At 65.7% G+C, this 20,420-nt stretch carries 24 protein-coding genes; 12 read left to right on the top strand and 12 right to left on the bottom strand.

The window, feature by feature from the left end; genetic code table 11:
• Positions 1-8: 8 nt before the first annotated feature.
• The 4 genes from ACNI3Q_RS11675 to petA form a co-directional block, all read right to left on the bottom strand.
• Complete coding sequence (locus ACNI3Q_RS11675) at positions 9-560, bottom strand: adenine phosphoribosyltransferase (protein WP_426276877.1); 552 nt, start codon at positions 558-560, stop codon at positions 9-11.
• A gap of 155 nt (positions 561-715) precedes the next feature.
• Positions 716-1,555, bottom strand: coding sequence for a cytochrome c1 (locus ACNI3Q_RS11670; RefSeq protein WP_426276875.1), 840 nt, complete (start codon positions 1,553-1,555; stop codon positions 716-718).
• A gap of 15 nt (positions 1,556-1,570) precedes the next feature.
• A complete protein-coding gene (locus ACNI3Q_RS11665; RefSeq protein WP_426276873.1) occupies positions 1,571-2,881 on the bottom strand; it encodes a cytochrome b in 1,311 nt (436 codons plus the stop codon).
• 11 nt (positions 2,882-2,892) lie between these two features.
• Positions 2,893-3,474, bottom strand: a complete 582-nt coding sequence (gene petA / locus ACNI3Q_RS11660) for a ubiquinol-cytochrome c reductase iron-sulfur subunit (RefSeq protein WP_260020348.1) — start codon at positions 3,472-3,474, stop codon at positions 2,893-2,895.
• Between the two features lie 225 nt (positions 3,475-3,699).
• Here petA and ACNI3Q_RS11655 point away from each other — a divergent pair, with 225 nt between their 5' ends.
• The 3 genes from ACNI3Q_RS11655 (at position 3,700) to ACNI3Q_RS11645 (ending at position 5,725) form a co-directional block, all read left to right on the top strand.
• Positions 3,700-4,158, top strand: coding sequence for a tRNA (cytidine(34)-2'-O)-methyltransferase (locus ACNI3Q_RS11655; protein ID WP_426276871.1), 459 nt, complete (start codon positions 3,700-3,702; stop codon positions 4,156-4,158).
• Positions 4,159-4,275: 117 nt separating this feature from the next.
• Complete coding sequence (hemF, locus tag ACNI3Q_RS11650; protein ID WP_426276869.1) at positions 4,276-5,118, top strand: oxygen-dependent coproporphyrinogen oxidase; 843 nt, start codon at positions 4,276-4,278, stop codon at positions 5,116-5,118.
• A 7-nt stretch (positions 5,119-5,125) separates the two neighbouring features.
• Complete coding sequence (locus ACNI3Q_RS11645; RefSeq protein WP_426276867.1) at positions 5,126-5,725, top strand: GNAT family N-acetyltransferase; 600 nt, start codon at positions 5,126-5,128, stop codon at positions 5,723-5,725.
• Here the strand turns inward: ACNI3Q_RS11645 and ACNI3Q_RS11640 are convergent.
• Positions 5,689-6,423 (bottom strand): hypothetical protein, encoded by a 735-nt coding sequence (locus ACNI3Q_RS11640; RefSeq protein ID WP_426276865.1) that lies wholly within the window; start codon positions 6,421-6,423, stop codon positions 5,689-5,691. The two genes, ACNI3Q_RS11645 and ACNI3Q_RS11640, sit on opposite strands and share 37 nt — an antisense overlap.
• Positions 6,420-7,250 (bottom strand): hypothetical protein, encoded by an 831-nt coding sequence (locus ACNI3Q_RS11635; protein ID WP_426276863.1) that lies wholly within the window; start codon positions 7,248-7,250, stop codon positions 6,420-6,422. Before ACNI3Q_RS11635 ends, ACNI3Q_RS11640 begins: the two co-directional genes overlap by 4 nt.
• Positions 7,251-7,311: 61 nt before the next feature.
• Between ACNI3Q_RS11635 and lipB the strand changes: the two genes are divergently transcribed.
• The 4 genes from lipB to ACNI3Q_RS11615 all read left to right on the top strand — a co-directional run bounded on the left by lipB (position 7,312) and on the right by ACNI3Q_RS11615 (position 9,837).
• The gene (gene lipB, locus ACNI3Q_RS11630) at positions 7,312-8,028 is read left to right on the top strand and encodes a lipoyl(octanoyl) transferase LipB (RefSeq protein WP_426276861.1); all 717 of its coding nucleotides are present in this window, start codon (positions 7,312-7,314) and stop codon (positions 8,026-8,028) included.
• 53 nt (positions 8,029-8,081) lie between these two features.
• Entirely contained in the window at positions 8,082-8,339 is a 258-nt protein-coding gene (locus ACNI3Q_RS11625) for a hypothetical protein (RefSeq protein ID WP_426276859.1), read from the top strand.
• A 114-nt stretch (positions 8,340-8,453) separates the two neighbouring features.
• Complete coding sequence (locus ACNI3Q_RS11620; protein ID WP_426276857.1) at positions 8,454-9,149, top strand: hypothetical protein; 696 nt, start codon at positions 8,454-8,456, stop codon at positions 9,147-9,149.
• A 46-nt stretch (positions 9,150-9,195) separates the two neighbouring features.
• Positions 9,196-9,837 (top strand): trimeric intracellular cation channel family protein, encoded by a 642-nt coding sequence (locus ACNI3Q_RS11615; protein ID WP_426276855.1) that lies wholly within the window; start codon positions 9,196-9,198, stop codon positions 9,835-9,837.
• A gap of 18 nt (positions 9,838-9,855) precedes the next feature.
• Here the strand turns inward: ACNI3Q_RS11615 and ACNI3Q_RS11610 are convergent, their stop codons facing one another.
• From ACNI3Q_RS11610 to sppA, 4 genes are all read right to left on the bottom strand, one after another.
• A complete protein-coding gene (locus ACNI3Q_RS11610) occupies positions 9,856-10,527 on the bottom strand; it encodes a DUF2490 domain-containing protein (RefSeq protein WP_426276853.1) in 672 nt (223 codons plus the stop codon).
• Between the two features lie 75 nt (positions 10,528-10,602).
• On the bottom strand, positions 10,603-11,271 hold the full coding sequence (locus ACNI3Q_RS11605; RefSeq protein ID WP_426276851.1) for a DUF2490 domain-containing protein: 669 nt from the start codon (positions 11,269-11,271) through the stop codon (positions 10,603-10,605).
• 14 nt (positions 11,272-11,285) lie between these two features.
• Positions 11,286-11,855 (bottom strand): GNAT family N-acetyltransferase, encoded by a 570-nt coding sequence (locus ACNI3Q_RS11600; RefSeq protein WP_426276849.1) that lies wholly within the window; start codon positions 11,853-11,855, stop codon positions 11,286-11,288.
• Positions 11,852-13,738 (bottom strand): signal peptide peptidase SppA, encoded by a 1,887-nt coding sequence (sppA, locus tag ACNI3Q_RS11595; protein ID WP_426276847.1) that lies wholly within the window; start codon positions 13,736-13,738, stop codon positions 11,852-11,854. Before sppA ends, ACNI3Q_RS11600 begins: the two co-directional genes overlap by 4 nt.
• Before the next feature lie 216 nt (positions 13,739-13,954).
• Between sppA and groES the strand changes: the two genes are divergently transcribed.
• The 3 genes from groES (at position 13,955) to ACNI3Q_RS11580 (ending at position 17,182) form a co-directional block, all read left to right on the top strand.
• Positions 13,955-14,242, top strand: a complete 288-nt coding sequence (gene groES, locus ACNI3Q_RS11590) for a co-chaperone GroES (protein WP_260020361.1) — start codon at positions 13,955-13,957, stop codon at positions 14,240-14,242.
• A gap of 57 nt (positions 14,243-14,299) precedes the next feature.
• Positions 14,300-15,943, top strand: coding sequence for a chaperonin GroEL (gene groL / locus ACNI3Q_RS11585; RefSeq protein WP_426276844.1), 1,644 nt, complete (start codon positions 14,300-14,302; stop codon positions 15,941-15,943).
• Between the two features lie 186 nt (positions 15,944-16,129).
• Complete coding sequence (locus ACNI3Q_RS11580; RefSeq protein WP_426276842.1) at positions 16,130-17,182, top strand: acyltransferase family protein; 1,053 nt, start codon at positions 16,130-16,132, stop codon at positions 17,180-17,182.
• Positions 17,183-17,184: 2 nt separating this feature from the next.
• On the opposite strand, the gene ACNI3Q_RS11575 is transcribed toward ACNI3Q_RS11580, so the two are convergent.
• Both ACNI3Q_RS11575 and ACNI3Q_RS11570 read right to left on the bottom strand, forming a co-directional pair.
• Positions 17,185-18,246, bottom strand: coding sequence for an SGNH/GDSL hydrolase family protein (locus tag ACNI3Q_RS11575; RefSeq protein ID WP_426276840.1), 1,062 nt, complete (start codon positions 18,244-18,246; stop codon positions 17,185-17,187).
• Positions 18,243-19,340 (bottom strand): glycoside hydrolase family 43 protein, encoded by a 1,098-nt coding sequence (locus tag ACNI3Q_RS11570; RefSeq protein WP_426276838.1) that lies wholly within the window; start codon positions 19,338-19,340, stop codon positions 18,243-18,245. Before ACNI3Q_RS11570 ends, ACNI3Q_RS11575 begins: the two co-directional genes overlap by 4 nt.
• Positions 19,341-19,575: 235 nt before the next feature.
• On the opposite strand from ACNI3Q_RS11570, the gene rpmI reads away from it, so the two are divergent.
• Both rpmI and rplT read left to right on the top strand, forming a co-directional pair.
• Entirely contained in the window at positions 19,576-19,779 is a 204-nt protein-coding gene (gene rpmI / locus ACNI3Q_RS11565; protein ID WP_260020366.1) for a 50S ribosomal protein L35, read from the top strand.
• Positions 19,780-19,793: 14 nt separating this feature from the next.
• Entirely contained in the window at positions 19,794-20,159 is a 366-nt protein-coding gene (gene rplT, locus ACNI3Q_RS11560; RefSeq protein ID WP_260020367.1) for a 50S ribosomal protein L20, read from the top strand.
• Positions 20,160-20,420 lie beyond the last annotated feature (261 nt).

The following is a 20,420-nucleotide window of genomic DNA, read 5'->3' as shown; positions in this document are numbered from 1 at the left end:
GATCGTGATCAGTGTCCCGGAAAACCGACCAGCGCGTGGACCGATACGTCGTCGGCGCGCAGCAGTTCCGCCCCGCCCAGATCGGGCAGGTCGATGACGAACGCCGCCTGCGTCACCACGGCCCCCGCCTTGCGCAGCAGCCGTACTGCCGCCCGCGCCGTACCCCCCGTGGCGATCAGGTCGTCGACCAGCAGGACGCGCGCGCCCGGTGCCACCGCATCGACATGGATGGCGATCCGGTCCGTCCCATATTCCAGCGCATAATCCTCGGCGATGGTCGCGCCGGGCAGCTTGCCGTCCTTGCGGATCAGCAGCACGCCGGCGCCAAGGGCAAGCGCTAGGGCGGGCGCGAAGACAAAGCCCCGCGCCTCGATGCCCGCGACCAGATCGACCGGCCCCTCGACCTCAGCCAGCATCCCTTCGACCGCCAGCTTCAGTCCCTCGCCATCCAGCAACAGGGTCGTGATGTCGCGGAACAGGATGCCCGGCTTGGGAAAATCGGGAATGGTGCGGATGCGCGCGGCGATATCTGCGCTGCCGGTGATGGTTTCCTGTGTCATGGCCGTCCCCTTGTCGCCGATCCGCATAGCCGGGCGGGCGCTGCGTTCAATGCAAAATGCCGCTGCGCTCGATGCAAAATGCCGCTGCGCCGGACAACAAACGGCCCGCCGGACAAGGGGTCGGGCGGGCCGGATGCGTTTGCCGGTTCAGGCGATCAATGCTTCAGATCGCGCCAGATGTTGCGATAGGCACCATAGGCCAGCGCGGTGAAGATCAGGATGAACAGGATCGCCGCGACGCCGGTCTGCTTGCGCACTTCCAGCTTCGGTTCGGCCGTCCACACCAGGAACGAGGAAACGTCCTTGGCCATCTGATCGACGGTCGGGTTGGTCCCGTCCTGATAGGTCACCTGACCATCGGCTGCCAGCGGCGCGGCCATGGCAAGCGCCAGGGTCGGGAAATAGCGGTTGAAGTTCAGACCGCCCGGCACCTGATAGTTCGGGAACTCCTTAAGCAGTTCCGGCGGAACGTCCGAATATCCGGTCAGCAGCGAATAGACATATTGCGGCCCATGCGGGCGCGCCTTGGTCATCAGCGACAGGTCCGGCGGCACTGCGCCGTTCTGCGCCGCGCGGGCAGCGGCTTCATTGGCATAGACCAGCGGGAAACGATCCGACGGAAGATTCGGACGCGTGCCGGCCTCGCCGGTTTCCTCGTTGATCGTCGGCTGCTGCACGGCCCATTCGGCGGCGATCGTCTTCACCTGCGCTTCGCTGTAACCGATGCCTTCCAGGTCGCGGAACGACACCAAGCGCAGCGAATGGCACGCCGAACAGACTTCCTTGTACACCTGGAACCCGCGCTGCAGCTGGGCCTGGTTCTTGCTGAACCCGCCAAAGATGCCGTCGGACGCAAAGCTCACGTCCTTGGGCTTCAGGTGGAATTCATGCTCGACGGTGTGCGGCGCTTCTTCGGCCATGATCGAGCCGAACAGGCCGATCAGCAGCACGATCGCAACGCCAATGCCGATCAGGATGGAAACAAGACGGATCATGGTCGGGTTCAGTCCTTATTCGGCCGGGACGGCGGCGGGGCCACCGGCAATCGCGGTCTTGGTCGGGCTGGTTCCGCCCTTCTTGGCAAGCACGGCTTCGGTGATCGAATTGGGCAGCGGGCGGGGCCGCTCCATCATCGACACGATCGGCAGGATGACCAGGAAGTGCAGGAAGTAGTAAGCGGTCGCGATCTGGCCGATGATGACGTTCGGCGTGGTCGGTTCGGCGCCGCCGACATAACCCAGCACGAACACGTCAGCGATCAGCACCCAGAAGAACACGCGATAGGTCGGCCGGTAATTGGACGACCGGACCGGCGAGCCATCCAGCCAGGGCAGGAAGAACAGCAGCAGGATCGAGCCGAACATGGCCAGCACGCCCCACAGCTTCGCTTCCAGGATGAAGTCGACGGTGAACGACTTCAGAATGGCGTAGAAGGGCAGGAAGTACCATTCGGGCACGATATGCGCCGGCGTCGACAGCGGGTTGGCCGGGATATAGTTGTCCGGGTGGCCCAGCGCGTTCGGCGCAAAGAACAGCAGGCCCGCAAACACCAGCAGGAACACGCCCAGGCCGAAACCGTCCTTCGCCGTGTAATAGGGGTGGAACGGCACTGTGTCCTGTTCGCCCTTCACATCGACGCCGGTCGGGTTGTTCGAACCCGGAATGTGCAGCGCCCAGATGTGCAGCACGATCACGCCGGCAATGACGAACGGCATCAGATAGTGGAGCGAGAAGAAGCGGTTCAGCGTCGCATTGTCCGGCGCATAGCCGCCCAGCAGCCAGATCTGGATCGGCTCGCCCACCAGCGGAATGGCGGTAAAGAAGCCGGTGATGACCTGCGCGCCCCAGAAGCTCATCTGACCCCAGGGCAGCACATAGCCCATGAACGCGGTCGCCATCATCAACAGGAAGATGACCACGCCGAGCAGCCAGATCATCTCACGCGGCGCCTTGTACGACCCGTAATACAGGCCGCGGGCGATGTGCGTATAGACGACGATGAAGAACATCGAGGCGCCGTTTGCGTGCGCATAACGCAGCAACCAGCCCTGGTTCACGTCGCGCATGATGTGTTCGACGCTGTCGAACGCGATCGTCGCGTTGGCTGCGTAATGCATCGCCAGCACGATGCCGGTGATGATCTGGATGGCCAGCGCCGCGCCCGCAAGCACGCCGAAGTTCCACATATAGTTCAGGTTGCGGGGAACGGGATAACCGCCACCGACCGCACCATAGACAAAGCGCGGCAGCGGCAGGCGTTGATCCACCCACTGCATGACCGGATTCTTCGGCTCGTACTTCTTGGCCCAGGGGAAGCTCATGGTTCTGCTCCTCAACCAACCTGAATCGTGGTGTCGCTGGTGAATGCGTATTCCGGCACCGCCAGGTTCTTTGGCGCCGGGCCGGACCGGATGCGGCCGGCCGTGTCATAGGCCGAACCATGGCACGGGCAGAAATATCCGCCGAACGGGCCCTTGTTCTCGCCCTCGCCGGCGCCCAGCGGCACGCAGCCCAGATGGGTGCACACGCCCAGCGTGACCAGCCAGTTGTTCTTCCCTTCCTTGGTCCGCTCGGCCAGCGTCTGCGGATCGCGCAGGCTGGCGGAATCGACCTGGTTCGCCTGGGCGATTTCCTCGGGCGTCAGGTTCCGCACGAACAGGGGCTGTTTGCGGAACGTCGCCTTGATCGACTGGCCCGGCTGGATCGCGGACAAATCGACGGCGGTCGTCGATTGCGCCAGCACGTCGGCGGAAGGATTCATCTGATTGATCAGCGGCAGCGCGATCACGCCCGCGCCAACGCCCGCAAAGGACACGGCGGCGATGCTCAGATAGTCGCGGCGGCGGGGATCGGCGAGCGTGTCGTCCGCGCTCACTGCCGAATCGCCGGGGGTCAGATTGTCAACCGTTGCCATCTATATCAGCCTTGCTAACCATGGATTTCGGCGCAGAAAACGCCTCGTTCCGGTTGGACAAACGAGCGCGCACGCACGGTGCACGGCCGTCTGCCCCCGGCGGCTGGCGGCGTGATAGACAGAGAAACGCGCAAATGCCAATAACAATTTACCGCTCTGGCAATCGTCAAAATCGATAAGCGGGGCCGCGATTGCACCGGGCGCGACAACCGTTAAGGCGGTTTCATGCGGATTGCGCTCTATCAACCGGACATTGCAGGCAATGTCGGCACCATCCTTCGCCTGGCGGCGTGCATGGACGTGCCGGTGGATCTGATCGAACCGATGGGGTTCCCGTTCGGGGATCGGGCGCTGCGCCGCGCGGGCATGGACTATGCCGATCGCGCCCGGCTGGTCCGCCATGCCGACTGGTCCGGCTTCCTTGCCGCGACGCCCGGCCGCATCGTGCTGGCCACCATCGCCGGGGCCGACCGGCTGGACCGGTTCAGCTTCGATGCCGACGATATCCTGCTGTTCGGGTCAGAGGGGTCGGGCGTTCCGGCGGACGTGCACGCCCGCGCCGATGCGCGCGTCCGCGTGCCGATGGCGGGGGGGCTGCGCTCACTCAACGTCGCGGTCAGCTGTGCCATGGTGCTTGGCGAGGCGCTGCGTCAGACCGGCGGCTGGCCACAGGCGCAGGACTGATTGCACCCGAACGCCGGCCGACGCCATCGCAGTGTATCGCGCGTCTGACAACAAACATTGTCATGCCGGTCATCCATGGCTCGACGCCGGGCTCGTTCCATGGCTAGAACGGCGCGCATGAAACCGCTCGACGAACAGCAAACCGCCGCCCGCACCTGGTTCGAATCCCTGCGCGACCGCATCTGTGCGGAGTTCGAGGCGATCGAGCGGGAGGCAGGCTCCGACGCCAGCTTCGATTATCTGCCTTGGGATCGGACCGATCCGTCGGGCGAACCGGGCGGCGGCGGCGTGCGCGGCCTGATGAAGGGCAAGGTGTTCGAAAAGGTCGGTGTCAACGTCTCCACCGTCGGCGGGACGTTCGAGGGGGAGTTTGCAAAATCCATCCATGGCGCGGCCGAACAGCCGGAATTCTTCGCCACCGGAATCAGCCTGGTCGCGCACATGGCCAATCCGCACGTCCCCGCCGTGCACATGAACACCCGGTTCCTGGTCACCACGCGCCGCTGGTTCGGCGGGGGTGCGGACCTCAATCCGCCGATCCCGTATGACGAGGATACGGCGTTTTTCCATGAACAGATGCAGGCCGCGTGCGATACGCACGACCCGGCCTATTATCCGAAGTTCAAGGCATGGGCCGACGACTATTTCTACATCCCCCATCGCGGCGTCCATCGCGGCGTGGGCGGCATCTTCTACGATCATCAGGAAGGGGATTTCGACGCCGACTTCGCCCTCACCCGATCGGTCGGCGACGCGTTCCTTGCCGCCTATCCGCCCCTGGTCCGCAAGCGGATGAACCAGCCCTTCACGGCAGAGGACAAGCACGCCCAGCTGGTGTGGCGCGGCCGCTATGCCGAATTCAACCTGGTCTATGACCGCGGCACGCTGTTCGGGCTCAAGACCGGCGGCAATATCGACGCCATTCTGATGAGCCTTCCGCCGGAAGCCGTCTGGGACTGATCGCCCGATGGGACTGACGCCGGTCGCCCCCGGCCAGATCGCGGCGGTGGTCACCACCCTGGTCCTGCGCGACCGGCCGCGCCCCGCGCCGCTGCCGCCATCGCCGCTGCGCCTGGTGCGCTGGGCCGACCCTTCGCCGGCGGCCTATCGCATCCTGTTCGAACGGGTCGGCGCGCCGTGGCTGTGGTTTTCCCGACTGGCGCTGGACGACACCGCGCTGCTTGCGCAGATTCGCAAGCCGGGAACACAGGTGCACGCCGTCACCGACCGCCGGGGGATCGAGGTCGGGCTGCTGGAATTCACGCTGATCGACGGCGCGTGGGCCAGTCTCGACTATTTCGGGCTGGTTCCCGAATGGACGGGCAAGCGGCAGGGCGACTGGCTGATGGCCATGGCGATGGCGCTGATATGGCGGCCGGGCATTGCAGAGGTCAGGGTCAACACCTGCACCCTCGATCATCCCGCCGCGCTCGGCTTTTACCGCAGGCACGGGTTTCAGCCGCTGCGCCGGACGATCGAAACCTTTGCCGATCCGCGCCTTGCCGGCCTTTTGCCGCGCGATGCCGCGCCTCAGATCCCCCTGCTTGAACCGGCCAGCCGCCAGTAAAGCGCCACCTGCAACAGTGCGAGCGCCAGCCCCGCCGCCCCGCTGGCCAGCGCCAGCACGAACGCGGCGGGCAATTCCACGATCTGGCCGGTCGATCCCGTCGCCTTTGCCATGCTGTCGATGCCGTTCGCCACGATGCTGGCCGAAAAGCTGCCGATCAGGATGGTCAGCCACATGGCCGCGATCATCCATCCGCCCTTTGCCGTCATCGCCACCGCCTGGCCGACGGCATCGTTCAACGGCTCGTCCGGCCGCGCGATCAGCCGCGGACCGATCATCATCGCCCGCGCGGTGAAATAGATGCCCGGCACGATCAGCAGGAAAAACCCGATGCCCGCGACCAGCCCGGCCAGCACCACCCCGGTCAGATAGCGGGGAAAGCTGCGCAGCGCCGCGATCATCGCGCCGCCGACATCGAGCTGCCGGGGATCGAGATACAGGGTCAGGATGACGGCCGTGCCGAAACTGTTCATCAGCATCGACAGCACCAGCATCAGCGAATGATCCGCCAGATAGCCGATCATCAGCGCCAGCTGCGCATCCTGCGCCACGCCTGTGGTGTCCAGCGGCGGGATCAACAGCTGCTGCGCCAGCGCGGGCCAGGCAAAGAACAATCCGGCCAGCGGGATCAGGACGCTGCGGTCGCGCCGCACCAGGGTCAGCGCAACCTCGAACCCCTCGGTCAGGCGAAGGGTCATGCCGCTGCCGCCGCGTCGGTCCGGTGCTGGCGCGCCACCGCCGCCAGGTAGAGCTTGCCCACAAACGTCGCGGCCACCACGCCCAGCAGCGTTTCGGCCAGCGCCAGCAGCACCAGCGTCGCCAGCACGCCCGGCGCCCATGGCCCATCGCCGCCCAGCGCGGGGATCAGCACGCGGCCCAGGCCGTCGGTCACGCCCAATGTCGTCAGCAGGGCGACAGCCGCGTACAAGAGGATCATGCCGATCAGCCTGCCGGTCATGCCCCGCGTCAGCGTCGCCGACCGGTTGATGGCACCCATGCCCATCCCTTCGGCGATCACCACCGGCGCGGTCAGCGCCAGCCGCGCGCCCAGCGTCAGCAGGATCGGGATCAGCAACACGAAATATCCGCCCGCCATCATCGCCGCATCGGCCGGGATCAACTGATCCGACGCGCCGACGAACACGGCCGGATCGATGCCGTACATCATCAGGATCAGGAACACCGGCGATACCGCCACGATCAGGACGATGCCCAGCACCAGCATCACACCGATCAGCACCGGAAAGCGCCGGGTGGCCAGATGCCGCGCGGCCATGCCCTGTTCGGGGGCCATTGCGGCGGTCATCACCACGCTGCGCCCCCAATAGGCCAGGATGCTCAGCGCCAGCCCGGCCAGGATCACGGCGACCTGCACCACCGTCCCGCGTTCTGCAGCAAGCGGCGGGATCAATGCGGCCACGACCGTCGGCACCCAGATCGCGGCCAGCGCGAACGGGGCCAGCATCCCGGCGCGTTCGTTCAGGAACGCCGCCGTCCTGGCCCAGACCGCACGCATATTGACCATCCGGGCGCTTCTCCCCAAGTGAAACAGGCCGCCGCTCTAGACCCCGGACCGCCCCTTGCCAATGCTTGCCGCCGATCATCCCGTCGCAACCCCGCTCGCCCCGCACGACGGGGTGGAATGGCGCGTCAGTGCTGGCCTGACCGATTATGACGCGGCGCTTCAGGCGATGACCGAGCGGGCGGCGATGGTGGGTGCGGGCACGGCGGAGGAACTGGTCTGGCTGCTCGAACACCCGCCGCTCTACACCGCCGGGACCAGCGCGGACCCCGCCGAACTGATCGACCGCCGCTTTCCGGTTCACACCGCCGGTCGCGGCGGGCGCTATACCTATCACGGGCCGGGCCAGCGCGTCGGCTATCTGATGCTCGACCTGACCCGCCGGGGCCGCGACGTGCGCTGTTTCGTGCATCAGCTTGAGGCATGGCTGATCGCGACGCTGGGCGACCTTGGCATCCATGCCTATGCCGTGGATGGCCGGGTCGGCATCTGGACGGCCGATGGCGGGACAGAGGCAAAGATCGGCGCGATCGGCGTGCGCGTCCGTCGCTGGGTGACGATGCACGGATTTTCGATCAACCTGTCGCCCGATCTGTCGCATTTCGGCGGCATCGTGCCCTGCGGCCTGCCTGAATTTCCGGTCACCAGCGCCGCTGCGCTTGGCCGCCCTGTCACGCCGGCCGACTTCGACGCTGCGCTTCATGCCCGCTTTCCCGAGTTTTGCGACCGGCTGGCCGCATCCGGGCGATGCGGGGTTGAGCACGCGCAGGACGCCCTTTAGGGTTGTGCGCCACGGCACCTGACGGTCCGGGTCGCAAACCATTGGGGACAGACATGATGAACCGCCGCCTGCGCCAGCTGCTGACGCCCGCCCTTGCCCTTGCCGCCCTGTCCGGCTGCGGCGGCGGAGAGGATACGGCACGGACCGACAACACGCTGATTACCGAGCTGAACCAGCTGGATACGGTGGACGGCACGATCAGCGACGACATGACCGTACTGGACGGCGCGACGCTCGATTCCGACAATGCCGCCATGGTGCCCGATGTCGGCGCGATGGATAATGTGGCGGAACCGGCCAACGCGATGTAGGAACATCCCACCCATCCCCTTGATTTGACGCGCGGTCGGATTCAAACAGGGTATCGATGGGTCAGGTTCGGTGCCGCGGCCATGTCCCGGCCCCGGGGGAGGATGTCAGTTTCCATGCGTAAGTTTCTGGTCTCATGCCTGTTTGCCGTGCTGTTCGGTGCCGCGCCGGCGCACGCACAATTCTTCCTCAAACCCTATGACCTCACCTCGCCGCCGGTCACCGGGGCAGAGCCGGGGATCATCACCCAGCTGATGCCCAACGCAAAGCCGGACGAACAGCGCGCGGCCCTGGTATGGAGCGTGCGTGCGGCGCTCAACGTCGCAGCGCTTCAGTGCCAGTTCGAACCGACGCTGCTGACCGACGAAAACTACAACGCGATGCTGCGCAACCATCGCGAGGAACTGGCCGACAGCTACAAGGCGATCGCCACCTATTACGAGCGCGAAAATCCCAAGAACAAGCGGGCGGCCCAGACCGCACTCGATCAGTTCAACACGCGCATCTATTCCGGCTTTTCGACCGTCTCGGCCCAGCTGATGTTCTGCCTCACCGCCGAATCCATCGGCCGGGAAGTGGTGTTCACCCCGCGCGGGTCGCTGCACACCGTTGCCCTGCGCCGGATGCGCGAACTGCGCGGATCGCTGGTCCCGTGGGGCGAACAGCAATTCTATGGCTGGCAGGCACCCGAACTCGCCTATGCCTTTCGCGTCCCGGCCGCCTTTGGTCAGCCGAATTGCTGGCGCAAGGACGAATGGCAGCCCAAGCGGTGCGGCCCGCCCTTTCAGGGCGAAGCGCCCAGGCGGCGTTGATCGGATCGCCCGGGCAGGCTGATCGCCGCGGCCCCGGACACGCCGGATGACGCCGCTTCCCCTGCCCCTGCTCTCGCCGCTGCTGCCCTGGTTCGACGGGTTCGGCATCGCCGTCTTTGCCGCAACCGGAGCGCTGGCGGCGGCGCGGGCGCGGCAGACGCTTGTCACCGCCTGCTTCTTTGCGCTGATCACCGGGGTCGGCGGCGGCACCATTCGCGACCTTTTGATCGGCGCGCCTGTCTTCTGGGTCCACCATCCCTTCATCGCCGCCATCTGCCTGGCGGCCGCGCTGCTGATCTGGGTGACGCCAGAGGCATGGTGGCGCGGTCAGGGGTTCGACTGGCTGGATGCCCTTGGTCTTGCCGCCTATGCCGTGTTTGGCGCGGCCAAGGCGCTGGGCTATGGCGTCGAACCGGTCCCCGCCTTCATCATGGGGGTCATTACCGCCTGTGCCGGGGGCATCATCCGCGACGTGCTGGCCGGGGAACCGTCGATCCTGATGCGCCCCGAACTGTATGTGACGGCAGCGGCGCTGGCGGCGGGGACCCATGTCGGGCTCAGCATCGCCGGATTGCCGGTCATGGTCGCCGCCGTGCCCGCTGCCCTTGCTGGATTCGGCCTTCGCGCAGCGGCGATCCGCTGGAAACTCGCCCTGCCCTCCTATCGCGGACGGCGACAGGACGACTGACCCCGGCCGCGCGCGCGGTTACAGCCGGTAGAACAGCGTCGCGTTCACGATGTGGTTGGTCCGGTCCTCGCCGGGGCGAAAGATGCGCTGGTTCAGATATCCCGGCTCCATGCGCAGCCGTTGGCCCAGCGGCACGCCGATGCCGACGAAATTGCGCCACTGGTCGAACCCGGCCCGCGCGCCCCAGTCGGTGTCATTCAGCGCCACGAACGCCTCGGTATAGCCGACCGCCTGAACCGAGCCCTCGGGGTTCAGCGGCACCTGCACCCGCACGAACTGGCGCAGCCGCCATCCGGTGTCGTCGCGCCCCTCCACCATCCGCTGTTCCAGCCGGGTGCGGCTGATCACCAGCGGCCGACCATCGCCATCGCGCACCAGCGGCAACTGCACCTGCTGCCACAGCCGGTGCTCGTTGGTGGCCGCCCCGCCCTCCGGCGTCGAGCGGACATAGGCATATCCGGCCAGCGCCGTGCTGTCGGGGGCAAAGCGGATGCCCGCCGCCGGGCGCAGGATCACCTGCCCTGTGCGCGACGCATCGTCGCTCAGCCGCCATTGCGCCTCCAGCCACACGAACGCATCGCCCTTGACCGTCCCTTGCGCGATGGCCGCGCCCCAGGCTTGCATATCCTCTTCCGCATGGGCGGCGGCGGGCAGCAGCATGGCAAGGATTGCGGCGATCAGGGGACGCATGGCACGATACTCCGGCATGGGGCGACGCCGTCCGCCTTTGCCGTGGCGGGTCCGGTGCCGCAACCCCGCCCGCCGCTATAGCTGATAGGCGAGCACCAGGATGCCGACGTGATTGATCCGGTCCTTGCCCGGTCGCCGGACGAACTGCACCATGTATCCCGGTTCGATCTGCACGCGCGGCGCGATGGCGATGCTCAGGTTCGCACCCCCGCGCCATTGCTCGCGCCCGGCCAGCTGCCCCCAGTCGCCGCTATTGGCATTCCACAACAGCTCGGCATTGACGTCGCCTGTCACGCCGTCGGCCAGCGGCCGGCGCAGCCGGATCATCTGGCGCAGCCGCCATACCGTGTCCTCTGACCCGATCACCGACCGCTGCTCGATCCGGGTGCGGGAAATCAGGATCGGCCGGCCCTCGGCATCGCGCAGCAACGGGAACTGAACCTGCTGCCACCAGCGATGCTCGTCCTGATCGCGTCCCTCCCCGGATCGCGTGCGGAAATAGGCATATCCGGCCAGGATCTGGCTGTCGGGGGCGATCTCGACGCCGATCGCCGGGCGCAGCACGATCTGCTGGCTATCGGCGATCCCATCGGTCAGCCGCCACTGCCCCTCCATCCGCAAAACGACATTGCCCGCAACCTTGCCCTGCGCGGTCACCCCGCTCCAGATGACGCCGCGATCGTCGGCATCGGCCACCGATGGCACAGCGATCATCGCCGCACCGGCCAGGATCGGGCGGATCATTGCGATGACGGGGTTCAGCCCGCCAGGCGCACGACGCCGACATCGGCAAAGGGCAGCGGCTCTTCGGGCGGCACGACGCTGTCGTTCAACTCGCGCTGCCAGAACCCGACATCGATCCACCGGCCCATCTTGAACCCGATTTCGCGATATTGCCCCGCCCGGCGAAACCCCTGCGATTCATGCAGCGCCACCGACGCCTCGTTGGGCAGCGTGATGACCGTGATCGCCTGGGTAAAGTTCTGCGCGCGCAGCGTATCGACCAGCGCGTGCAGCAACAGCCGGCCGACGCCGCGCTGTTGCGCATCGCCCGCGACATAGATCGACGTTTCGACGACATAGCGATAGGCCGGGCGGTCGCGGAACGCATTGGCATAGGCGTAACCGATGACGCCGCGCTCATCGCCCTCGCCATGGGTGACCACCAGCCAGGGATAGAAACCGGCGGCCTTTTCCATCCGGGCGCGCATTTCGGCGGCGTCCGGCGCGACATTTTCAAAACTCACCGTCCCGCCGATGACATAGGGGGCGTAGATGGCGGCAATGGCAGCGGCGTCGTCAGGGGTGGCGGCGCGGATGTCGATCAACGAAGCGCTCCTTCGATCAGGGTAAGGGCCGTGTGGCGGTCACCGGCACGGGTGCGGACGGGGCCATAGGCCTGGCATTCCAGGCACCGGGCCTGCACACCGGCCGACGGCCCGGCGATCAGGCGGCGGACATCGCCCAGCGCCTGCGCGAACACGGCCTGCCGCTCGGCGGTCATCCGCGCGAACAGGTCGGTGCCCGACGCTTCGCCATCGCTGTCGCTCGGCTTGGTCAGCTGGGCCAGGAATTGGGTGAACGGATCCGGCTCCTTTTCCAGGAACCGGGGATGCACCTTGGCCGGGTCCAGCTTGGCCAGCTTCGCCGCTTCCGCAACCGCATCGTTCAGGTTGCCGAACCGGTCGACCAGCTTGATCTGGCGGGCGGTACCGCCGTCCCAAACCCGGCCCTGGCCGATCTCGTTGACCCGCTCCGGCGTCAGCTTGCGCGACTGGGCGACCAGGCCGATGAACCGGGCATAGCCGCGCTCGATCCCTGACTGCAGGATCGCATCGACCGTCGGATTGGTGCCGCGATAGATATCGGGCTGGCCGGTCAGCGGGGTCGTCGCCACGCCATCGGCATTGACGCCGATCTTGGCCAGCGTGCCTTCGAAGGTCGGGATGATACCGAAAATGCCGATCGACCCCGTAATCGTGTTCGGCTCGGCAAAGATCACGTCGCCCGGCGTCGATACCCAGTATCCGCCCGACGCGGCCAGCCCGCCCATCGACACCACGACGGGCAGCTTCTGCGCCTTGGCCGCCAGGATCGCCTGACGCATCTTTTCCGATGCCAGCGCCGAACCGCCGGGCGAATCCACCCGCACGACCAGCGCCTTCAGATCCTTTTTGGCCAGCGCGTCCAGGATCAGCTTGGAAATCGTATCGCCGCCCACCGTGCCGCTGCCGCCTTCGCCGTCGACGATCTCGCCCGCGATGGTGATGACGCCGATCGGACTGCCCACCTGCTTCACCGGATGCGCGGTGATCCAGTTGGCCATCTTGATCGTCTTGTATGTGCCCTCGGCCTTGTTCGGCTCGGCCCCGACCAGCTGGGCGACGCGCTTGTCGAACGCCAGCCGCTCGCCGATCTGATCGACCAGCCCGGCATTCTTGTTCGCCGTCGCGATGTCACCCTGCGCCGCCTGCACCAGCTCGGCCGGGCGCTGGACGAACGCATCGACCTGAGCCTTGGGCCGCGCCTGCTTCACCCGGTCGACCCATTGCTGAAAGATGCTGCCGTACAGCGCCTGGTTCGCCGCCTTGGCCTCGGGCGACTGGTCGCTGCGGGTATAGGGCTCGACCGCCGACTTGTACGTGCCGACGCGATAGACGTGCGCGTTGACGCCCAGCTTGTCGAGCAGCGTCTTGTAATAAAGCTGCGCCCCGCCCGGCCCGGCGAACAGCGTGCCGCCCTGCGGGTTGACCCACACCTCGCTGGCACTGGCCGCCAACAGGTAGCCGCTGTCGGTATAGCCGGTGGCATAGGCCAGCACGGGCTTGCCGCTGTCCCGCACGCGGCGCACCGCATCGGCCAGGTTGGCGACCGTCGCGGGATAGCCGCCGGTGAAGCGATCAAGGTCAAGCACCACGGCCTTGACCCGCTTGTCGGTGATCGCCGCATCCAGCGCGCGGACCAGGTCCGACAGGCGATGTTCGGCCAGCATTTCCTGCCCGCTCAGCGCGGCAAGGGGATCGACCTCGCTCGGCTGCTCGACCACCGAACCGTTGAGCGCCAGCAGCAGCGCGCCGTCCTTGATCGCCGACGGATTGGGGCTGGACGCCAGCCCGATGAAGATAAGGCCGAAAAACAGCAGCATGAACAGCAGGACGAGCATGTCCTTGATGCCCACCAGGACTTTCCAGATGCCCTTGATCACTCTCACGTGCCGTTGCTCCTGTTGATGGCCGGGCAAAACGCTAGAGGATCGGCCGGATCGAGTAAACGCCTCTGACCGCCCGTCGCACGCGCGTTCATCCTGCCGCAATTTTTTGCCGCCGCCCGTTGACGATGCCGGGGCACCGCCACATATGCCGCTTCGTTAGCACTCGCCATGCTTGAGTGCTAACCACTATCTGAACTCAGGAAGGATCATAGAGCCATGAACTTTCGTCCGCTGCACGATCGTGTGCTCGTTCGCCGCGTCGAAGCCGAGGAAAAGACGGCAGGCGGCATCATCATCCCCGACACCGCCAAGGAAAAGCCGCAGGAAGGCGAAGTCGTCGCCGCCGGTGCCGGCGCCAAGAACGAAAAGGGTGAAGTCAGCCCGCTGGACGTCAAGGCCGGCGACCGCATCCTGTTCGGCAAGTGGTCGGGCACCGAGGTAAAGGTGAACGGCGAAGACCTGCTGATCATGAAGGAAAGCGACATTCTGGGGATCGTCGGCTGATTGCCACGACCCGAACCGTCAATTTCGTCAACCAATCTGATTTGAAAGGGCAGTCAAATGGCAGCCAAGGACGTAAAATTCTCCCGCGACGCGCGTGAACGCATTCTGCGCGGCGTCGATATCCTGGCCGACGCGGTCAAGGTCACGCTGGGTCCGAAGGGCCGCAACGTGGTCATCGAAAAGAGCTTCGGCGCCCCCCGCATCACCAAGGACGGTGTGTCGGTCGCCAAGGAAATCGAACTGAAGGACAAGTTCGAGAACATGGGCGCCCAGATGGTGCGCGAAGTGGCGTCCAAGACCAACGACGCGGCCGGCGACGGCACCACCACCGCGACCGTGCTGGCCCAGGCGATCGTGCGCGAAGGCATGAAGTCGGTTGCCGCCGGCATGAACCCGATGGACCTGAAGCGCGGCATCGATCTGGCCGTCACCAAGGTGGTCGAGGACGTGAAGGCCCGTTCCAAGCCCGTGTCGGGTTCGCAGGAAGTGGCGCAGGTCGGCATCATCTCGGCCAATGGCGACCGTGAAGTCGGCGAAAAGATCGCCGAAGCCATGGAAAAGGTCGGCAAGGAAGGCGTCATCACCGTCGAGGAAGCCAAGGGCCTCGAATTCGAGCTGGACGTCGTCGAAGGCATGCAGTTCGACCGCGGCTACCTGTCGCCCTACTTCATCACCAACCCGGAAAAGATGGCGGTCGAGCTGGCCGATCCGTACATCCTGATCCACGAAAAGAAGCTGTCGAACCTTCAGTCGATGCTCCCGATCCTAGAAGCGGTCGTGCAGTCGGGTCGTCCGCTGCTGATCATCGCCGAGGATATCGAGGGTGAGGCGCTGGCCACGCTGGTGGTCAACAAGCTGCGCGGCGGCCTGAAGGTCGCGGCCGTCAAGGCGCCGGGCTTCGGCGATCGTCGCAAGGCGATGCTTGAGGACATCGCCGTCCTGACCAAGGGCGAAGTGATCAGCGAAGACCTGGGCATCAAGCTCGAAACCGTCACGCTGGGCATGCTGGGCACCGCCAAGCGCGTCACGATCGACAAGGACAACACCACCATCGTCGATGGCGCCGGTGAAGCCGATTCGATCAAGGCCCGCACGGAACAGATCCGTCAGCAGATCGAAGTCACCACGTCCGACTATGACCGTGAAAAGCTGCAGGAGCGGCTGGCCAAGCTGGCCGGCGGCGTTGCCGTGATCAAGGTCGGCGGTGCGACCGAAGTCGAGGTGAAGGAGCGCAAGGACCGCGTCGACGACGCGCTGCACGCGACCCGCGCCGCGGTTGAGGAAGGCATCGTCCCCGGCGGCGGTACGGCCCTGCTGTACGCCACCAAGGCGCTGGACGGCCTGACCGGTGCGAACGAAGACCAGACGCGCGGCATCGACATCGTCCGCAAGTCGCTGACCGCTCTGGTGCGCCAGATCGCCAGCAACGCGGGCCAGGACGGCGCCGTGGTTTCGGGCAAGCTGCTGGATCAGAACGATACCTCGTTCGGCTTCAACGCGGCGACCGACACCTATGAAAACCTGGTTGCCGCCGGCGTGATCGACCCGACCAAGGTCGTGCGCACCGCGCTGCAGAACGCTGCCTCGGTTGCTGGTCTGCTGATCACCACCGAAGCGACGATTGCCGAACTGCCCGAGGACAAGGCCGCGGCGCCTGCCATGGGCGGCGGCATGGGCGGCATGGGCGGCATGGACTTCTGATCCTGACGCCGGGGCTGGCCACGTCCAGCCCCACCCGTCTCAGGGCAGAAGGCGATCGGTCGGTTTCGGCGGACCGGTCCGCCGAAAACCGACAGCGAAAGGCCGGAGGGGCAACCCTCCGGCCTTTCTCTTGCCCGCCCCCGGCCGTTCCGCCATGGTCCCTGCGGGGACAAGGGGGATCATCGGGTGTCGCAATCCATCGATGGGGATGCCGGACGGCACAGGTTCGTTGCGCTGGACGGTCTGCGCGGCGTCGCGGCACTGATGGTGCTGGTGCTGCACGGCGTGGCGATCTTTCCATCGTCGGTCATGGCGGTCGATCTGTTCTTCATGCTCAGCGGCTTCGTGCTCGCCCATGCCTATAGCGAACGGCTGGACAGCGCGGCCGAACGGGTGCGGTTCGTCAAGGCGCGGCTGATCCGCCTCTGGCCGCTCTATCTGGTCGGCTGCCTGATCGCACTGCCTGCGGCAATCGGGATGACGCTGTTCGGCTGGTCCTACTGGACGCCGACCGCGCTGGTCCTGTCGATCCTGACCGCGCCCTTTTTCATCCTGCTGCCGTATGACAGCTACACGATCCCGCTCAATCCGCCCGGCTGGTCGCTGTCGTTCGAACTGATCGCCAATGCGGTGTTCCTGTTCGTCGGCATCCGCTGGCGCTGGGTCATCGCCATTGTCGGGATCAGCGCGCCGCTGCTGCTGCTCGGCATCTATCTCTATACCGGCGGGACGACCGGCTGGCACAGCTTTGCCGGCGCCTTTCCGCGCACCTTCTTCTCCTTCTTCACCGGCGTCCTCCTGTTCCGGCTGTGGCAGGGGCAGTGGCTGCCCCGCCTGTCGCTGCCGGCGGTGCTGTTGATGGCGCTGCTCGTCCTGATGTGCGCCTTCGCCCCGCGTCAGGAACGCAGCTACAGCGCCTTTGTCCTGTTCTTGTTCAATCCCGCGCTGATCTGGCTTGGCGCATCCAGCGTGGCGCGCGGCGCGGTGGCCCGCCTGTGCACCTGGCTCGGCGATATCTCCTATGCCCTCTATGTGCTGCACGCGCCGGTCATCATGTCGGTTGAGGGGCTGCGCTTCCTGATGCTGGGCGGGTCGGATGCGGCTAGCTATACGCCCGACGGCTCGACCGCACCGATCACCTTGCCGATCGCCATCGGGCTGGCGCATTTCCTGACCTATCGCTGGGATACGCCGCTGCGCCGCCGCCTGACCGCCCGTTATCTGCGCAAACCGGCCTGACGCTACTCGATCGCTCCGCGCACCAGCGCCGCCATCTTCGCATTGTCCGCCACCGACGGATGGTAATGGCATCCCGTCATGGCCAGCCCCGTCACGTGCCGCGCCGTCACCCGCCCCGGCAGATCGCCGTCCAGCACGGCCTTGACCTGCTCGACCTCGCCGAAAAAGCTGTCCCCGCCCATCAGCACGAACCGCGCCTGGGGCTGCGCCCGCGCCAGATCGCGCACGAACGCGGCATAGGTCGCGCGGTAATCGGCCTTCAGCGCATCGGCATCGGCCCATTTCTCGCCGGGCTTGACGGGCGTCGAAAAATCATTGGTGCCCAGGTTGATGACGATCACGTCCGGCTGCCATTCGGCATCGCCCCCGGCCAGCGGTTCGGCCTCGCCCGGAATGGCGCGGGGATAGCGGTTCACCATGGAATCGCCCGGTTCGCCGCCATTGTAATTGCGCACCACGCCGAACCCTGAATAGGCGTTGATCCGGTAATCGGCGTCCATCGCCCGCGCGACCATCGCGCCATAGGCCTGGGTCGTATCGGTCAGGTCATGGACCTGCTGGCCGGTGCATTCGCGGCTCGTCGACACATTGCCATATCCGACGCTGTGCGAATCGCCGATCACCTCGATCTGCATCGTCCGTTCGGGGGCCAGATAGGCGCGGCCCTTGCCGATCAGTTCGAACCCGATGAACCGGCTTTCCCCGCCCTGCGTCTCGGTCAGCTTGTCCAGCCGGATCAGATGCTCGCCCTTGCCCAGCCCGTCGATCACCGTATCGACCTTGCCCGGCGCGCGGAACACCTGCCGCTCGCGCCCGTCGATGCTCAGCCGGATGAAATCGGTCGGCGCATCGAACTGCACCCGCACCTTCTCGCCGGTGAAACGCGCCTCGACATAGACGCCGGGCCATCCGAACCGCTGGCCCGCCTTGCCCTCGTCCACCGTTCGCCCGCCGACATGGACGGGCAACGGCGTCTTGTCGACATCGGGGCCGAACCCCGCCGCCATCGGCCATGCCAGCGCGATCAGCGCCAGCATGGGCCACCGGCGGCGGCGCGGCGTCACTCCGGCCGGATGGGCTGCAATGTCCGGATGCTGCCGTCCGGCTCGAACGTCAGCTCCGCTACCTTGACGTTGCGCAGATGGGTTTTCCCGGAAATCTGCGTGTCGTGATAGAAAAGATACCATTTGCCGCCTGTCTCGATGATCGAATGGTGCGTGGTCCAACCCTGCACCGGCTCCATGATGCGGCCTTGATAGGTGAACGGTCCATAGGGATTATCGCCGGTGGCATAGACCAGGTAATGCGTATCGCCGGTCGAATAGGTGAAATAATATTTCCCGTCCTTCTTGAACGTCCAGCTGCCCTCGAAAAAGCGGCGGTCATGGTCGCCGGTCAGGATGGGCTTGCCCGCCTGATCCAGGATCACGACGTCGCGCGGCGCTTCGGCAAAGGTTTTCAGGTCGGGGTTCATCCGGGCGATCTTGGCGTTCAGCGCGGGCGCTGCATTGTCGCCCAGGTCCGTTGCCGAACCATTGGGGTCATAACTGCCCTTCGCCCATTTCTGCAGCTGCCCGCCCCAGATGCCGCCGAAATACATGTAATATTGCCCGTCGCTGTCCTTGAACACATTCGGGTCCATGGAAAAGCTGCCGGGAATGGGCTGCGGCTCGGCCGTGAACGGCCCGGTCGGCGATTTCGACGTGGCGACGCCGATCCGGAAAATCCCCTGTTTGTCCTTGGCCGGGAAATACAGGAAATAGGTGCCGTCCTTGGATGCGGCATCCGGCGCCCACATCTGCTGGCCCGCCCAGGGCACATCCTTGATATCCAGCGCGACGCCATGCACCGTCACCGGCCCGCCCACCTTGTCCATCGACAGGACGCGGTAATCGCGCATCGCGAAATGGCTGCCCAGATCGTCCTCGGGAATGTCAGTTTCGATGTCGTGGCTGGGATAGATGTAGATGCGGCCATCGGCCCACACATGGGCGGACGGATCGGCGGTATAGATGTCGCGGACCAGCGGCTGGCTCAGATACTTGCCATCCGACGCGCTGGCCGCTGCCGCCCCGCCCGTCGTCGCCGTCTGGCACGCCGTCAGTGCCAGTGCCGAAATCCCGGTTGCCATCATCATGGCTGCGTGCCGTATCCGCATCATTTCCCTCTCCTGATCCATCGTTGGTCGCCGTGTCGTGCCGACAAAGTGAGCGCTAACACGATTAACGCCCGACAGGCGAGATGGAAACCCCCAGCGTTGACGGGCGATGTGGTTGCGTTCCGGCGCGGCTTCGGCTATCGGCCCCGCTTCCCCGCGATCCCGCATCCGGAATGGCCTGGCTCATACGGGCTGCCACGGCCATTCATTGGGATCGCAAGCTGAGGAGATGAAAATGCCCAAGCTCAAGACCAAGAGCGGTGTGAAGAAGCGCTTCAAGTTCACCGCCACGGGCAAGGTGAAGCACGGCGTCGCCGGCAAGCGTCACCGCCTGATTTCGCACAACGCCAAGTATATCCGCCAGAATCGTGGCACTTCGGTGCTGTCGGACGCCGATGTCGCACACGTGAAAGCGTGGGCGCCATACGGCCTGCGTTGATAGGAGGATAGACCATGGCACGCATCAAGCGCGGCACGACGACCAAGGCGAAGCACAAGCGGATTTTGGATCAGGCGAAGGGCTATTACGGCCGTCGCAAGAACACGATTCGCATCGCGCGTCAGGCGGTCGAAAAGGCCGGTCAGTACGCCTATCGCGACCGCAAGGTTAAGAAGCGGACGTTCCGCGGCCTGTGGATCCAGCGTATCAACGCCGGTGTCCGGGCCGAAGGGCTCACCTATTCGCAGTTCATGCACGGGCTGAAGCTCGCGGGCATCGAACTCGACCGGAAGGTGCTGGCCGACATCGCGATGAACGAAGGCGCTGCCTTCGCTGCGATCGTCGCTCAGGCAAAGGCTGCACTGCCCCAGGCAGCGTAAGCCCGCCTTACGGCAAACGGATCAGGGCGTCGGGGCAACCCGGCGCCCTTTTTCTTTACAAGGGCCACTGCCCGGACCGCGCTCGTCCTGAGCCTGTCGAAGGGCGCATCCCCGCACAGGCGCCAGGCATCCATGCTTCGACAGGCTCAGCACGAGCGGTCTGAGGCAATCCGGATCCTCCCCTCGCCTCCGCAAGAGAAGTCGGGGGTCAGGGGCGCTCAAGGACCCTTGGCCTGCGGTGCACTCTTTAAGCCAATCGCA

This window comes from Sphingomonas eleionomae, assembly GCF_049889035.1.
GTDB lineage: Bacteria > Pseudomonadota > Alphaproteobacteria > Sphingomonadales > Sphingomonadaceae > Sphingomonas.
This window is presented reverse-complemented; position numbering and strand designations above follow the sequence as displayed.